Source organism: Rhodococcus sp. ARC_M5 (assembly GCF_022810405.1).
Lineage (GTDB): Bacteria > Actinomycetota > Actinomycetes > Mycobacteriales > Mycobacteriaceae > Rhodococcoides > Rhodococcoides navarretei.
Genome location: NZ_JALGQE010000007.1, coordinates 152,550 through 168,232, shown reverse-complemented (window position 1 = coordinate 168,232; position 15,683 = coordinate 152,550). Strand labels below are relative to the sequence as shown.

At 65.1% G+C, this 15,683-nt stretch carries 13 protein-coding genes; 8 read left to right on the top strand and 5 right to left on the bottom strand.

The features are described 5' to 3' along the window. The first annotated feature begins 83 nt into the window (after positions 1-83). From MTX34_RS13335 to MTX34_RS13325, 3 genes are all read left to right on the top strand, one after another. The gene (locus MTX34_RS13335; protein ID WP_243609734.1) at positions 84-4,922 is read left to right on the top strand and encodes an NAD-glutamate dehydrogenase; all 4,839 of its coding nucleotides are present in this window, start codon (positions 84-86) and stop codon (positions 4,920-4,922) included. 64 nt (positions 4,923-4,986) lie between these two features. Further along, positions 4,987-5,451, top strand: coding sequence for a thioesterase family protein (locus MTX34_RS13330; protein ID WP_308198106.1), 465 nt, complete (start codon positions 4,987-4,989; stop codon positions 5,449-5,451). Continuing rightward, positions 5,444-6,133 (top strand): hypothetical protein, encoded by a 690-nt coding sequence (locus tag MTX34_RS13325; RefSeq protein WP_243594090.1) that lies wholly within the window; start codon positions 5,444-5,446, stop codon positions 6,131-6,133. The genes MTX34_RS13330 and MTX34_RS13325 overlap by 8 nt, the downstream gene beginning before the upstream one ends. Here the strand turns inward: MTX34_RS13325 and MTX34_RS13320 are convergent. Next, a complete protein-coding gene (locus MTX34_RS13320; RefSeq protein WP_243609733.1) occupies positions 6,130-7,713 on the bottom strand; it encodes a glycoside hydrolase family 13 protein in 1,584 nt (527 codons plus the stop codon). The genes MTX34_RS13325 and MTX34_RS13320 overlap by 4 nt on opposite strands. A gap of 211 nt (positions 7,714-7,924) precedes the next feature. Here MTX34_RS13320 and MTX34_RS13315 point away from each other — a divergent pair, with 211 nt between their 5' ends. Then, positions 7,925-8,392, top strand: coding sequence for a cupin domain-containing protein (locus MTX34_RS13315; RefSeq protein ID WP_243594088.1), 468 nt, complete (start codon positions 7,925-7,927; stop codon positions 8,390-8,392). 19 nt (positions 8,393-8,411) lie between these two features. On the opposite strand, the gene MTX34_RS13310 is transcribed toward MTX34_RS13315, so the two are convergent. Together MTX34_RS13310 and MTX34_RS13305 are read right to left on the bottom strand one after the other, a co-directional pair. Next, positions 8,412-8,807: a globin gene (locus MTX34_RS13310; protein ID WP_243594087.1), complete on the bottom strand. Its 396-nt coding sequence runs from the start codon at positions 8,805-8,807 to the stop codon at positions 8,412-8,414. Positions 8,808-8,869: 62 nt separating this feature from the next. Beyond that, on the bottom strand, positions 8,870-9,829 hold the full coding sequence (locus MTX34_RS13305; RefSeq protein ID WP_374639614.1) for a mechanosensitive ion channel family protein: 960 nt from the start codon (positions 9,827-9,829) through the stop codon (positions 8,870-8,872). A gap of 232 nt (positions 9,830-10,061) precedes the next feature. On the opposite strand from MTX34_RS13305, the gene MTX34_RS13300 reads away from it, so the two are divergent. From MTX34_RS13300 to MTX34_RS13290, 3 genes are all read left to right on the top strand, one after another. Beyond that, positions 10,062-10,724: an HNH endonuclease gene (locus tag MTX34_RS13300; RefSeq protein WP_243594086.1), complete on the top strand. Its 663-nt coding sequence runs from the start codon at positions 10,062-10,064 to the stop codon at positions 10,722-10,724. Positions 10,725-10,805: 81 nt separating this feature from the next. Next, positions 10,806-11,057: a hypothetical protein gene (locus tag MTX34_RS13295; protein WP_243594085.1), complete on the top strand. Its 252-nt coding sequence runs from the start codon at positions 10,806-10,808 to the stop codon at positions 11,055-11,057. After that, the gene (locus tag MTX34_RS13290) at positions 11,044-11,520 is read left to right on the top strand and encodes a DUF5130 family protein (protein ID WP_243609732.1); all 477 of its coding nucleotides are present in this window, start codon (positions 11,044-11,046) and stop codon (positions 11,518-11,520) included. The genes MTX34_RS13295 and MTX34_RS13290 overlap by 14 nt, the downstream gene beginning before the upstream one ends. A 79-nt stretch (positions 11,521-11,599) precedes the next feature. On the opposite strand, the gene pepN is transcribed toward MTX34_RS13290, so the two are convergent. Then, a complete protein-coding gene (pepN, locus tag MTX34_RS13285; RefSeq protein ID WP_243609731.1) occupies positions 11,600-14,173 on the bottom strand; it encodes an aminopeptidase N in 2,574 nt (857 codons plus the stop codon). Positions 14,174-14,331: 158 nt separating this feature from the next. Here pepN and MTX34_RS13280 point away from each other — a divergent pair, with 158 nt between their 5' ends. Further along, entirely contained in the window at positions 14,332-14,949 is a 618-nt protein-coding gene (locus MTX34_RS13280; RefSeq protein WP_243594082.1) for a DsbA family protein, read from the top strand. Positions 14,950-15,009: 60 nt separating this feature from the next. Here the strand turns inward: MTX34_RS13280 and MTX34_RS13275 are convergent, their stop codons facing one another. After that, positions 15,010-15,672, bottom strand: a complete 663-nt coding sequence (locus MTX34_RS13275) for a DUF429 domain-containing protein (protein ID WP_243609730.1) — start codon at positions 15,670-15,672, stop codon at positions 15,010-15,012. Between the last annotated feature and the right edge of the window lie 11 nt (positions 15,673-15,683).

Below are 15,683 nucleotides of genomic sequence, written 5' to 3'. Positions count from 1 at the left end.
TTCGACACTAAGGTCGAGTAGTCATCGACGACCGGCGATCGACGGCCGTCGGGAAAATCCTCACGAGGGAGTACTCGAACACCATGTCACGCTCGCTGGACCTGCCCGACAACGATTGGGCCGACGGGCTCGACGACCGACTCCTGGCCGAGCTGACATCCCTGCAAGCCGAGTACTTCGAGCACGTGGACACCGCCGCCGTCGGGGCGTCCGCACACTCTCCCGGCACCACGTCCTTTCGCCGGCACGTGCTGTTGGCCGCGCAGCGCCGGCCGGAGACTGCGAACGTAGCGGTTCACCGACCGAGCGAATCCGGTTCGACGGCCGATCGGGCGGCCGGCAGCTACCTGCAGATCGTCACCGACGACATGCCGCTCCTCGTCGAGTCGATCATCTCGCTGCTCTCCCGACTCGGCATCGAATACACCGACGTGGTGCATCCCATCCTGTCGGTTGCTCGCGACGCCGACGGCGAACTGACCGGCCTGATCGCCGATGGAGCACGCGAGTCCTGGATTCACGTTCAGCTTCATTCCTCCACATCCGAGGACGCCGTCGCACGCCTGCAGACGGAGACGAGCCGCGTACTGGCCGACGTGCGTCAGGTGGTCGGCGACACCGATCGCATGCGTCGAGTTCAGGCAGAAGTGGCCGATCTTCTCGACGGAGCGGCTCAGCGGGCGGGTGATGCGGAATCCGACATCGCAGTCGAGCATCGCGATGCGGCCGCCCTGCTGCGCTGGCTCGGCGATGGTCACTACACGCTGCTGGGGTACCGCCGGTACCGGATCGACGGCGTCGACGCCGCACGGACGGCCACCGGCGTGGAGTCGAGCAGCCTCGGTGTGTTGCGGGACGCGGCACACGACGTGCACGGCTCGGAACCGATCGGTCGGCGAGATCTGGTCGCCCTGACACAGGGAGCGAGTCCGGCCACGGTGCACCGCGCCGTCTACCCGTACTTCGTGAGTGTGCTCGACGCCGAGAATTCCGCCGAACACCGCTTCGTCGGGGTGTTCACCGTGACGGCGCTGCACGAGAACGTGCTCGACATTCCGGTGATCGAGCGTCGAGTGCGATCGGTGATCGCCCGGGCCGGCCACGATCTCGGATCCTTCTCGGGTCAGGCCATGCTCGAAGTGCTGCAGTCGATGCCGCGCTCGGAACTGTTCGCCACCTCGGCGGCCTGGCTGTTCGAGACCGCGAGTGCTGTTCTGGCACTGGGCCGTCGGCGCAAGGTCAAGCTGTTCGTCCGTCCCGATGCGAGCGGCTCGTTCGTCTCCGCACTGGTGTACCTGCCGCGAGATCGCTACACCACCCGCGTTCGCCTCGCCATTCAGGATCGGCTGCTCCGCGAACTCGGCGGTACCTCACTCGATTACACGGCGCGGGTCACGGAATCGGATCTGGCGTTGCTGCACGTGACCGTCCGACGCACGCCGGGAACAGCCTCGACGGAACTGACGGCAGAGGACATCACTCGGATCGAGGCGGCTCTGACCGAGACCACGCGAACCTGGGAGGACTCCCTCGGCGACGCCGTCTCGCTCGACCGCACCGTCGACCCGCTGCGTATTCAGCGCTACACCGAGGCGTTCCCCGAGGCCTACAAGCAGGACTTCAGTCCGGCTCGGGCCGTCACCGACATCGCTCGCCTCGAAGGGCTCGGCGACGAGTCGATCGACATGCAGCTCTACCGCAACGAGCAGTCCGCCGTGGGCAGCTGGCGGTTCTCGCTGTACATCGGCGGCGCGGGTGTCTCGCTGTCGCAGGTGCTGCCGATCCTGCAGAGCCTCGGCGTCGAGGTCGACGACGAACGGCCGTACCCGGTGGTGCGGCCGGACGGAATGTCTTGCTGGATATACGATTTCGGGCTCTCTGCCTCACGTGAGATGCTGCGCTCGGCAATCGACGGTGACATCGACGCGGAGCTGTCCGAGGCAGGCACCGCCGATCGCGAGAGCCGAGTGCAGCACCGGTTCACCGACGCGTTCGCGGCCGTGTGGAGCGGCGAGGCCGAGGCGGACCGGTTCAACGAGCTGGTCATGCGCTCCGGCCTGCACTGGCGGCAGGCAGTGGTGTTGCGCGCCTACGCGAAGTATCTGCGCCAGGCCGGTTTTCCCTACAGTCAGTTCAACATCGAAGGTGTTCTGCTGACGCATCCGCGCACCGCGCGACTGCTCGTCGGCCTCTTCGAGGCGCAGTTCGATCCCGCTGCCAGCTCGGAGGAGAACGCGCAGTCGATCGGCACCCAGTTGGGGGACTTGATCGACGAGGTCGTCAGCCTCGACGCCGACCGAATCCTGCGCAGCATGTTCGAGCTGATCCGTGCAACCCTGCGAACCAACTACTTCGTGGTGGGTGTCGACGGCGAACATCGTGAGTACCTCTCGCTCAAATTCGATCCGCAGTCGATCGCCGAATTGCCCAAGCCGAAGCCGAAATTCGAGATCTTCGTGTACTCGCCCCGCGTCGAAGGTGTGCACCTTCGGTTCGGGGACGTGGCCCGCGGCGGACTGCGCTGGTCCGATCGTCGTGAGGACTTCCGCACCGAGATTCTCGGACTCGCCAAAGCCCAGATGGTCAAGAATGCCGTCATCGTGCCGGTCGGAGCCAAGGGTGGATTCGTCGTCAAGCGGCCACCTGTCGTGACCGGTGACGCCGACCGAGATCGGCAGGCCCATGCCGAGGAAGGCAAGGCCTGCTACCGACTGTTCATCGCCGGGCTGCTCGACATCACCGACAACCTCGACCGTGCCACCGGAACGGTGACGGTGCCCGCCGGCGTCGTCCGCCGCGACGGAGACGACACCTATCTCGTCGTTGCTGCCGACAAGGGCACCGCGACGTTCTCCGACATGGCCAACGACGTGGCCGCGCAGTACGGCTTCTGGCTCGGTGACGCCTTCGCCTCGGGTGGGTCGGCCGGCTACGACCACAAAGCCATGGGCATCACCGCCAAGGGCGCGTGGGAGAGCGTCAAGCGCCACTTCCGTGAGCTCGGAATCGACACGCAGAGCCAGGATTTCACCGTCGTCGGCGTCGGCGACATGAGCGGTGACGTGTTCGGCAACGGCATGTTGCTCAGCCGGCACATTCGCCTGCTCGCCGCATTCGATCACCGGCACATCTTTCTCGATCCCGACCCCGAGCGTGAGTCCTCGTTCGCCGAGCGGGAACGGTTGTTCGCACTGCCGCGGTCGTCGTGGGCGGACTACGACACCTCGCTCATCAGTGCGGGCGGCGGAGTGTGGGAGCGCACCCGCAAGTCGGTCCCGATCAGTGCCAATACACGTGCCGCGCTCGGTCTCGACGACTCGGTCCAGTCCCTGTCCCCGCCGGAGCTGGTGAACGCGATCCTCAGGGCACCGGCCGATCTGCTGTGGAACGGCGGAATCGGTACCTACATCAAGGCGTCCACCGAGACCAACGCCGAGGTCGGTGACAAGGCGAACGACGCGGTTCGGGTCGACGGGATCGACGTTCGCGCTGCGGTGGTGGGGGAGGGCGGCAACCTCGGTGCCACTGCACTGGGCCGCATCGAATACGCCGCGGCCGGGGGCAAGATCAACACCGACGCCATCGACAACTCCGCGGGAGTCGATTGCTCCGACCACGAAGTCAACATCAAGATCCTGTTGGAAACGGCCATCACCAACGGCAACCTGGCGCGCGAGGATCGGGACGAGCTGCTCGCGTCCATGACCGACGAGGTGGGCCGACTGGTGTTGTGGGACAACATCATGCAGAACGAGCTGCTGGGCACCTCCAGGTTCGACGCTCCGAACCTCGTCACCGTGCACAGTCGGGTGATCGAGGATCTGGAAGTGCGCCGAGGCCTCGACCGCGAGCTCGAAGCACTGCCGACCGAGGCGGATCTACGACGGCGGAAGCAGGACGGTCGAGGACTGACCTCGCCGGAACTCGCCACGATGATGGCGCACGTCAAGCTCGCGTTGGAAGCCGAGCTGCTGGGCAGTGAGCTGCCCGACAGCGACGTCTTCGCCCCGCGTTTGCCCAAGTACTTCCCCGAGCCGCTGCGAGAGCCGTTTGCCGATGCGATCACCGCGCATCCACTACGGCGGCAACTGGTCGCCACCACCCTGGCCAACGAGGCGATCGACTGCGGCGGAATCACGTTCCCGTACCGATTGACCGAGGATTCGGGTGCAGCAGGCACCGATGCCATCCGCGCGTTCGCGGCCGCTACCGAGATCTTCGGACTCGACGAGGTGTGGAACTCGATCAGGGCCGCGGACGTGCCGACTGCGGTCTCGGCCGAACTGTTGCTCGAATCGCGCCGCATGCTCGACCGTGTCTCGCGTTGGCTGCTCGCCAACCGTCCCCAGCCGCTGGCCGTCGGCGCGGAGATCAGTCGGTACGCCGGGCAGGTGCGTGCATTGCAGCCGTCGGTGTCGACGTGGATCTCCGGGCATCAGGCGAGCGACCTGGACTCGAGGTCGGCCGCGGCGATCGAACGCGGCGCGCCGGCCGAGCTGGCTCGTCGGATCTACGGATTGCTCGATGTGTACTGCCTGCTCGACATCATCGATATCGCGGACATCGTCGACCGGGACGGGGCCGAGGTCGCCGAGCTCTACTTCGCCCTGGACGCACACATCGGCATCGACTGGTTGCTCACCGCGGTGTCCAAGCTGGCCCGCGGAGACCGCTGGCATTCGTTGGCGCGCTTGGCTCTTCGTGACGATCTGTATTCGTCGTTGCGGGGAATCACGCAGGCCGTACTGGCCGGGGGTGAGCCGGACGAGTCGGTGGCGGAGAAGATCGCGGAATGGGAGTCGACCAACTCGTCTCGGCTGGCGAGGTCGCGGGCGGCGTTGACCGAGATCGCCGAGTCGGGAACCCTCGACCTGGCGACCCTGTCGGTCGCTGCCCGGCAGGTCCGCAACATGGTGCCCTGACTGAAGGCACCACATCGCAAGAGCCGAAACCGACGACGTTCGATAGAGAAGAGGGAACGACCGCGTGAGTGTGCCCGACGCCCATCTGTCCGACAAACGACCCGAAACCGAGCGAGTGGGCTTCCACGCCACCGTGGATGTGCGGTGGTCGGACATGGACGTGTATCAACACATCAACCATGCCCGGATGGTCACTCTGCTCGAAGAGGCACGCATCCCGTGGCTGCTGGTGGACGGCAGGCCGACGGCGAACCTGCGCCACGGAGCGGTGATCGCGGATCTGCACGTCAAGTATCGAGGCCAACTGCGGCACGAGGACGGCCCCCTCGACGTCTTCATGTGGATCGACTCGGTACGGGCGGTGGACTTCGTCGTCGGATACGAGGTCCGGGCCCGAGGTGCGTCGCTGGACACGCCTGCGGCCGTGGTGGCGTCGACGCAGATTGCAGCGTTCGATATCGATGCGCAGCGGTTGCGCCGCCTCACCCCTGAGGAGCGCGAATTTCTCGTGAGCTGGCAGCGTGTATGAGCGCGTATTGACCGTCCCCGACGCGGTCGAGCGAGAGAACCTGGCGACGTTCTGTGCCAGAGCGCTGCGTTTGGACGAGGCCGCGGTGATCCGCATGCGGACCCGAGCGGGTGGCGGTGTCTCCTGTTGGGCTATCACCGGTTTCGATGCTCTGGCTGCGCGAGTCATCACCGGCACCGTGGTTCCGGACGACACGAGCGCCGGTGCCGACGTACTGGCTGCAGCTGTGGAGCAGGCAACCGACGGTGTGATCGACCCGGGATTCTCGATGGACTCCGCATGGCGCGGCGCGCTACCGCCCGACGGAGGATTCGGCCACATCGACGATGTGCCCGCCAGGGTGCTCGTGGGTCTCGCGCAACGCGGCGCGGCACTGGCGAAGGAACACGGCAGCAGTCACGGTCCGCCGAGTTCGCTGCTCGAACAGGAAGTTCTGCACGTCACGGGTGAGGCCGACGACGTCTCGATTTCCATGCGGACAGTGTTCGCCCTGACCGCAATGGGTTTCGTGCCACATAGCGGGAACGACCCGTTGACGATCGATGTCGACCCCGATCGGATCGCAGCCGACGAGGTGGTGCGGGTGCGGGCCTCGAAGGTGTGGTTACGCCTCGACGCCCGCTACGGCTCCGTGTTCGCTCGCCGTGCGGGGCAGCAGTTGTCGCTGACAGTGGAGCGTTAGACCAGCCAGGCGGCCGCGTGTGCCGGAAGCCTGCCGTCCACCAGGGGAGCACTGGCCAGCAGTAGCTCGCCGGGAGGTAGCGGGATCGCCTCGTCCGACGCGTTCAGGGCGCAGATCAGGCCGCCGCGTCGACGAAACGCCAGGCAGCCGGGAGGCGCTCCGTACCAATCGATCCCGGATCCGGTGAATTCCGGTCGCAGGGCCCGCAACTCGAAGGCGGTGCGGTACAGGCTCAGCATCGAATCGACGTCCTCCAGCTGCGCCTCGGCAGTGCAGCCGTCCCATTCCGGCGGCATCGGCAGCCAGGTTCGATCGGTGGTCGAGAATCCGAACGGCGGGGTGTGGCCCTCCCACGGCATCGGCACGCGGCAGCCGTCGCGGCCTCGCTCGGCATGCCCGGATCGTTCCCACACCGGATCCTGCAACGCGCTCTCGGGCAGCTGCACGTTGGGCAGCCCGAGTTCGGCACCGTTGTACACGAATATCGTTCCAGGAAGCGCCAATTCGACGAGGATCATCGCGCGGGAGCGCGCCCGCCCGAGGTCCCCACCGCCGTAGCGGGTGACCTCACGTTCGACGTCGTGGTTCGACAGCGTCCACGTCGGCGTCCCGTCGACGAGTTCGACCGCGGCGAGTGAATTGGCGATGGCATCGCGGATGGTCTCGGCATCGAAATCGACACTGGCCAGCCGGAAGTTGAAGCCCAGGTGCAGCTCGTCGGGCCTGATGTACTCGGAGAACCGAACATTGTCCTGCACCCAGATCTCGCCGACGGTCACCGTTCCGGGGAACTCGTCCATCACCGCTCTGATGCGTCGATGGAGGTTGTGCACCCGCGGGTTGTTGAACCGAGGATCGTCGTCGTCGTTCTTCATCAACGCGTTCAGTTCGAGGCTCATGTCGTCCAGCTCTGCCGGCTTGGCCATTCCGTGCGCCACGTCGAGTCGGAAGCCGTCGATACCGCGGGAGAGCCAGAATCTCAGTGTGCGGGCGAAGTCTTCGAACACCTCGGGATTGTTCCAGTTCAGATCCGGCTGCTCGGGCGCGAAGATGTGCAGATACCACTGGCCCGGTGAGCCGTCGGGCTCGGTGACACGGGTCCAGGCCGGACCGCCGAAGATGCTCGGCCAGTTGTTCGGCGGCTGCGAACCGTCGTGCCCACGCCCGTCTCGAAAGATGTAGCGGGCACGCTCGGCACCACCGCGCGGCGCGGTCAGGGCAGACCTGAACCACGGGTGCTCGATGCTGGTGTGATTGGGGACCAGATCCATCGTGACCTTGATGTCGCGCGCATGAGCTTCGTCGACCAGTGCGTCGAAGATCTCCAGGCTCCCGAACAGTGGGTCGATGTCGCGGGGATCGGAGACGTCGTACCCGTGATCGGCCATGGGCGAGCGCGTGATGGGCCCGATCCAGATCGCGTCGATACCCAACAGTTCGAGGTAGCCGAGCTTGTCTCGAATTCCGTCGAGGTCACCGATGCCGTCACCGTTGGAGTCCGCGAACGACCTGGGGTAGATCTGGTAGAAGACGGCGTCCTGCCACCACAGCAGTTCGGAGCGTTCGATCGGATCGGTCACAAGGGGCAATAGTGCCAAACGATCGGCCGCGGAACGATTCAGGGGCGCTGGGGTCTGCCGAAAGCCGGACTTGTCGGTCAAGGGTGAGTAAAGCTTTGTGCTCATTCACATGACCGACACGTGCCGGTTCGTTGGGAAAGTGTTGTATGTTCGGCTTCGGAAGCCAGCAGCGGCGGATGCCGCGCCCGACTGTGAGGACGCGACGGACACCATGACCACATCGGCCATCGAAGCCGTACGGCTCGGCGATATCGCACTCGACGACAGCCCCATCGAGCCGTCCTGGATCCTCGAAGGCACCCCACACGCCCGGATGGCCGAGTGGTCGAGGAGCATCGACGGCACCACCACCACCAACGTGTGGGACTGCACCGCCGGGCGTTTCCGCTGGTTCTTCGCCGTCGACGAGATCGTGCACATCATGGACGGTTCGGTGACCGTCTCGAGTGACGACCATGCGCCGCGCACCCTTGTCGCAGGCGATGCCGCGTTGTTCCGTGCTGGCACATGGTCGGAGTGGCACGTGCAGGACTACGTGCGCAAGCACGCCATCCTGCGCCAGCATCTGCCCGGACCTGTCAGTTTTGCGCTGAAGGTCGCCGGCTCCGTGCGAGTTCGCGTGGGCAAGCTCAGAGCCGCCGTCGGTGGACAGAGCCCGCAACGCGTCGGATCTCTGTAGCCACTGCCGTTCGCGGTAGTCAGATCGCCGAATTCACCATCGAATTCGCGGCCATCTCCATGTAGTCGGTCAACTGGGCTCGATGCGCGGAGTCCATGACCTGCGGGTCGATCGATGCGATCGCGATGTGCATGCATCGAAGCCACGCGTCTCGTTCCATCGGACCGATCCGAAACGGGTTGTGGCGCATGCGCAGTCGCGGATGGCCGCGTTCATCGGAGTAGGTCCTCGGACCGCCCCAGTACTGCTCGAGAAACATCCGCATCCGCCGTTCGGCTGGTGCCAGGTCCTCCTCGGGGTACAGCGGCCGCACTATCTCGTCCTTGGCGACTTCCTCGTAGAACTTCGCCGTGAGTGACCGGAACGTCTCGGCACCGCCTACCGCGTCGTAGAACGTCTGCTGCGGTTCGGTCATCACACTCTCTCTTCTGGGGTCGTCGGCGGGCTCCGGTCGGCGTCGCTACCGACCATTGTCCCTCAGGAGCCGGGCTCGGCTGCGACCCCACCCGGGCGTCCCAGTGCATAGGGTGCCTTGATGCCGGCGTCGACGAAGGCCTCGAGGATGTCCTTGTGAATGCGGCGCTGGACGGCCCATTGGCGTCCTGGCCGCGTCTTGATCGTGATGCGGATGGTGACGGTGTCGGCGCTGACACCGTTGACTCCGAGCATTTCGGGTGGTTCGAGAATGTCGTTCTCGAAGTCGCCGGACTTCACCGACTCCAGAGTGGTGCGTTCGGCCACCTCGCAGGCTTCTTCGATGTTCGCGGTGTGCGAGACGGGCAGATCCAGAACCGCCACCGCGAAGCCCTGGCTCATGTTCCCCACACGCAGTACTTCGCCGTTACGGCAGTACCAGACCGTGCCGTTGATATCTCTGATCGTCGTCACACGTAGACCCACGCTCTCGACGGTTCCGGTGGCCTCGCCGAGGTCGACGACATCGCCCACTCCGTATTGATCCTCCAGCAGCATGAAGATGCCGGACAGGAAGTCTCGTACCAGGTTCTGGGCACCGAAGCCGAGGGCCACGCCGACGATCCCCGCGGACGCGATGAAGGGTGCGACGTTGATGCCGATGACATCGAGAACCGAGAGCAGGAACCAGGTCAGGATCATGACCGACACTGCCGACTTGAGCACCGAGCCGATCGTGTTGGCCCGTTGTTTCCGACGTTCGTTGAGAATCGCGCCTTGGACGGTGCTCGACGATCGGTCGCGGAGCGGTCGTAGCAGCATCGGAGACTTGCCGACCTCGTTGCGGGTGAAGCGGGCGATCATTCTGTGCAGAACGAGGCGTATCACGATGGCTAGGGCCAGATAGCCGAGAATCTGCAGCGGCCGATCGACCAGCCAGTCGCGCCCGGTGTCCGTGAGCTCGAAGGCTCGGGTGTCGAGCTCTCGTAGCAGCGACGGTTGCGGAAGGGACGATGCGGACAGAAAGGTTGAGACAGACACCCGAAGAGTCTACGGAGACGTGAAGATCTCGCCAGTCACGCAGCGCATGGGGCCGCCGTTCCTCTATCGGTGAGAACGAGGAAGCGAAATGTTCACCGATCGGCAACAGAAAATGCGACGAAAAAGGCTGTGCGCGGGCGGTGCATTCGTGTTCCACTGTGACTCGTGTTCCACGCAAGCCATGCGCGGGCGCCGACTGTCTCTGGAGCAACGCATGAAGAACTCGCAACACCGTCATCGACAACTCCCGCCCACTGTGGGCCGCACCACGCATGACCAGCGTGAGACGGCCTCGGGGGCTTCTCCGCTGCGTGTGGTGCCGACGGCCAACGCTGCCACGGTCGACGACGCCGTGCCGGCGTGGGTCAAGCGCCGTGTGCTGCTCCTCAACGCCACATTCGAGCCACTGACCGCGCTTCCGATGCGCCGGGCGGTGGTTCTTCTCGTTTGTGGGAAGGCCGATGTGGTGCACGACGACCCGGTGGGTCCGTTCATCCGGTCCGCGGACTTCTCGGTGCAGGTGCCGTCGGTGATCAGATTGCGGACGTTCGTTCGCGTTCCGTATCGGGCACGAGTGCCGATGACGCGAGCCGCGCTGATGCACCGCGACCGGTTCCGGTGCGCGTACTGCGGAAGCAAGGCCGAGACGGTCGACCACGTGGTGCCGCGTAGCCGGGGCGGTGGCCACTCGTGGGAGAACTGCGTCGCGTGCTGCGCCTCGTGCAATCATCGCAAGGCAGACAAACTGCTCAGCGAGATCGGCTGGACGTTGCGCGCCCAGTTGGTGCCGCCGAAGGGTCCGCACTGGCGCCTGTTGGCGACCACGAAAGAGCTGGACCCGAGTTGGCTGGCGTATCTCGGTGAAGGCGCTGCCTGACCGAATCGTGTTCGCACATTTCGGTCACAACACCGGCCCCGACGTGGTCCGACGCGCAATTGTCGACTAACGTCACACCCTGTGAGCATTTTGGAGACCACGCTGATATTCGGGGTGATTCCGGTTGCGGTGATCGGACTCATCGGCGCGTTGTCCTACTTGACCGACAAGCAGCCCGGTATGGACGTACCTCCCTACCGACTGACGGACGAGTGGACGCGCGAGCCATTGCTGTGGAGCGCTACGGACGAGGTGACTCCATTCGGGGGCCACGGATCGCACGACGCCGACACAGCCGACTCGATCGGAGGTGCTGCAAGTGGCAAGTGGTGAACTCGTCCGCAGTGACATACGGGAAGAAGACCTGCCGTTCGGGGCTGCCCTGACCGGGAGCGGCCGTGTTTCGGCCGCTCACGAGTTCGGAACCGTCAATCCCGAGCATCTTCCGTTCGCGACTCAGGATCTGGTTGCTCTCGACGACGCTCTGACCCAGGCGATTCGGCAGACCAAGATCCGGTTCAACGTCTACATCGGTGACCTCGGAGCCGATCCGGCTGCGGGAGCGGACTCGGTGTTCCCCGGAACGCCCGATGCCGTGCGCTCGGTCCTGATCGCGGTCGATCCCAATCGGCACGCTCTCGAGATCCGCAGTGGCAAGCGAGTGTCCAACCGGGCCACCGACCGGGTCGCACAGTTGGGTGTCACCGCTGCGCTCGGACCGTTCCGAGACGGGAACCTCATCGACGGCCTGGTGGCCGCCGTGCGGGTGATGGCAGCATCCATTCTGAGGCCTTAGCCCCGCCGGACCGGATACAACGAGGGCCGGTTGCTCACCTGTCGGTGAGCAACCGGCCCTCGTCGTAGTGCAGTACCGATCAGCTCGCGTCGAACTCCCGCGCTGCGAGAGCTCGCACGATGCCGGCCCGTCCCTCGATCACCAGGCGACGGAGTGCCGGCGGCAGTTCGCCGTCGAGGAACCCGTCCGCGGCAGCGAGCGACTCTTCACTGATCGACCAGGAGGGGTACAGCCCGATCACGACGGTCTGCGCGACCTCGCTGGAACGACGCGCCCAGACGCCCTCGATGGCTTCGAAGTAGCGGGCGACGTACGGTTCGAGCAGTTCGCCCTGGCCGGGTCCGGCGAATCCACCGATGATCGAGCGCGCCGTGATGTTCGGTACCGAGTCGTCGTCGACCACCGTGGTCCACGCCTGTTCCTTGACCTCGGCGCTCGGACGTGCAGCCCGTGCCGCCGCAGCCGATCGTGCCCCGGCAGCGGTGTTGTCCTTGTCCGCTTCGGCGTCGATGACCGGAGATTCGAGCCCGTCCGAGTCGATGGCTCCTGCTGCGGCCAGTGCTGTGACGACGCGCCACCGCAGATCGGTGTCGACACCGAGGCCGGACAGGCCCTGGCCGTCGGCATCACCGTCGAGCAGGGCGCGCAGTACCTCGATGTGGCGATCGCCGATTTCGATGCCGGTGAGAGCATTGACGAACGCCAGCTGATGATCCGAGCCTGCCTCGGCCCCGCGGGCCAGCTCGAGCAATGCGTCGGCGAACTCGGGGGTACCGTGTTCGGCCGCCCACGCCGGGTCGGCGTAGCTGGTGATGGCGGTCTGGGCTTGGAGCAGAAGTCGTTGCACCACACCCACTTCGGTCTCGCCGCCGATTCCGCGCTGAACAAGCGCCACGAAATCGCGCGCCTTCATCTCGGCGGATCGGGTCATCTCCCAGGCCGCCGACCACGCCAGGGTGCGGGGGAGGGGCTCGGCGATGTCGCCGATACGACTCAGGAGAGTCTCGAGCGAATCGGGGTCGAGTCGCACCGCGCAGTACGTCAGGTCGTCGTCGTTGACCAACACGAGCTTTCCTCGTGAGACACCTACCAGCGCATCGACATTCGTCGATTCGGCTGCGTCGAGATCGAGTTCCACGCGATCGGTGCGGACCAGCTTGCCGTCGACATCGTCGTAGATGCCGACCGCGATACGGTGGACTCGGTGCTCGCCTGCACCCGGTGCCGCGCCGGTCTGACGGACCGCGAAGCGGGTGAACTTATTGTCGGCATCGACGTCGAAGTCCGGGCTCAGGGTGTTGAGGCCGGTGGTGCGCAGCCACTGGGTACCCCAGTCCGAGAGGTCTCGACCCGAAGACTTCTCCAGGGCGGTAAGCAGATCGGAGAAGGTCGCGTTGCCGAAGGCGTGGTCGACGAAGTAGGCCCGCAATCCCGCCAGGAAATCCTCCTTGCCCACGTACGCGACCAGCTGCTTGAGCACACTCGCGCCCTTGGCGTAGGTGATGCCGTCGAAGTTGACCTCCACTGCGGCCAGGTCGGGAATGTCGGCGGCGATGGGGTGCGTCGACGGCAACTGGTCCTGGCGGTAGGCCCAGGCCTTCTCGACGTTGGCGAAGGTGGTCCACGCGTTGGTGTACTCGGTGGCCTCGGACTGGCACAGCACCGATGCGAACGTGGCGAACGACTCGTTCAGCCACAGGTCGTCCCACCACGTCATGGTGACCAGGTCGCCGAACCACATGTGCGCCATCTCGTGCAACACGGTCTCGGCGCGACGCTCGTACGAGGCGCGTGTCACCTTGGACCGGAAGACGTAGTCCTCCAGATACGTGACGGCACCGGCGTTTTCCATCGCACCGGCATTGAACTCGGGCACGAAGAGCTGGTCGTACTTGCCGAAGGCGTACGGAGTGCCGAAGTTCTCGTGGTAGAAACCGAAGCCCTGCTTGGTCTCGGTGAACAGGCGCTCGGCGTCCATGTGATCGGCAAGCGATGCACGGCAATAGAGTCCGAGCGGGATGGTGCCGTGATCATCGGTGTACGAGTCGGTCCACTCCGCGTACGGTCCGGCGATCAGCGCCACGAGGTACGTGCTCATCAACGGTGTCGTGTCGAACACGTGCTCGCCGGCGGCAGGCTCCGCGGCATGCGCGGCATTGGAGATGATTGTCCAGCTCTCGGGAGCGGTGACCTTCAGGTCGAAGGTGGCCTTGAGGTCGGGCTGATCGAAGCAGGCGAACATGCGCTTGGCATCGGCGGTCTCGAACTGCGAGTACAGGTACACCGAGCCGTCCGACGGGTCGACGAAGCGGTGCAGTCCCTCGCCGGTGTGGGAGTAGATGCAGTCCGCATCGACGACGAGTTCGTTGTGCTCGGTCAGATTCTCGAGCGCGATGCCCGTCGACTCGTCGTAGTTCGCGATATCGAGATCGGTGCCGTTGAGCGTCGCGGAGCGGATCGTGGCCGCGATGATGTCCACGAAACTCGACGCTCCGGCGGTGGCCGTGAACGTGATGGTGGTGAGCGAACGGAACGTCTTCTCGCCCGGATTGCCCTCGCCGTCGGTGAGATCGAGAACGATCGCGTACTTCGTGTCCCCGATGATCGCCGATCGCTCGGAGGCTTGGTCACGCGTCAGGTTGGGAGCAACCACTTCAGTCGACACCTCTTCGTGTAGTTATGGGTAGTGCCTTCCATCCCATCACGTCACGCGTCTCCCGCGCTGGCCGACGTGCCCTGCGGAATGTCTGCGCGGTGGGCGGTTGTTACGCAATGAAGAGACGTTGACCTCGAATTCCAAGGAGTAGGACAGTGGCCGGTTCAGGACAGAAAGACACTGCGGATTTTTGGTTCGACCCACTGTGCCCGTGGTGTTGGATCACCTCGCGGTGGATTCTCGAGGTGCAGCAGGTGCGAGACATCGACGTGAACTTCCACGTCATGAGCCTGGCAGTACTCAACGAGGGCCGAGACCTGCCCGAGGAGTACGCAGCGATGATGAAGAAGGCGTGGGGCCCGGTGCGCGTGGCGATCGCCGCAGCCAAGCTGAAGGGTGACGACATCCTCGCCCCGCTGTACGCGGCCATGGGAACGCGAATTCACAACGAGGGCAACAAGGATTTCGACGTCGTCATCGCGGAATCGCTGGCGGAACTGGACCTGCCCGGTGACCTGGCGAAGGCCGCCGAGAGCACCGACTACGACGAGGACCTGCGGACCAGCCATCACGCGGGTATGGACAAGGTCGGACCCGACGTCGGCACCCCGACCATTCACGTGAACGGGGTGGCCTTCTTCGGACCTGTGCTCTCCCGGATCCCGCGTGGCGAGGAGGCAGGCAAGCTCTGGGACGCGTCGGTGATCTTCGCGTCGTACCCGCACTTCTTCGAGCTCAAGCGCACCCGCAACGAGGATCCGCAGTTCGACTGATCGCCCCACCCCTCGTGCATGGAATTCGTAGCAGGAGTGCGGCTTTCATGCACGGGGGAGTCAGGCCACGATGCGGTCCGACGGGTCGGCGGTGCCGAACACTCGGTGCTCGCCGAGGTGAAGACGTCGCGCCGACCACGCCGCTGCGGCCGCGTCGAGGAAGTCGTCGACGGCCGGCCCGCTCGGCAGGTCTGCCAGATCGATCTGCCGGCTCCACCGCTGCAGCGCCGCCAACCGCTGTCCGACACCGCGGCCGGTCTTCTTCGACGAGAACTCCGTTGTCGGCGACATCGCCCGGAACGAGCATTCGGGATGTACCTCGACGTATCTGTTTCGATCGAAGTCTGCATCGCGCCACGCTTTCACGGACGGCAGGATGTGCCACGTCTGCTTGCTGATCGCCTTGCCGGTGAGCTGCCGAGACACGGCGCACGCCTCGGGATACGACTCGGCAGCGAGCACGTCGACGACCGGCGTGTGAAAGATGGAGCTGCGCGCGGTACCCAGAAATTGCTTCGCCTCCAGTTCGCTGACGCGGTAGCCGCTCTCGGGTAACGACAGCGGCATGTCGACGCCCACTCGCGCGTGGTCCCTCGTGTGTTCCAACACCTCTGCCACGGAGGAACACCCGGTCCACGTGAGCGTCGTGCCGTCGATGGACGCGACCACCCACGCACCTTTGGCACCGTCCACACCGGCGAATTTCTCGGCTTCGGAGTTCACCTGTCAGACTC

What these genes read in the sequence shown, in the direction of transcription:
- MTX34_RS13335 (WP_243609734.1), top strand. Translation starts at nt 84, where the DNA reads ATGTCACGCTCGCTGGACCTGCCCGACAACGATTGGGCCGACGGGCTC.
- MTX34_RS13315 (WP_243594088.1), top strand. Translation starts at nt 7,925, where the DNA reads ATGACCACATCGGCCATCGAAGCCGTACGGCTCGGCGATATCGCACTC.
- MTX34_RS13310 (WP_243594087.1), bottom strand. Translation starts at nt 8,807, where the DNA reads ATGACCGAACCGCAGCAGACGTTCTACGACGCGGTAGGCGGTGCCGAG.
- MTX34_RS13300 (WP_243594086.1), top strand. Translation starts at nt 10,062, where the DNA reads ATGAAGAACTCGCAACACCGTCATCGACAACTCCCGCCCACTGTGGGC.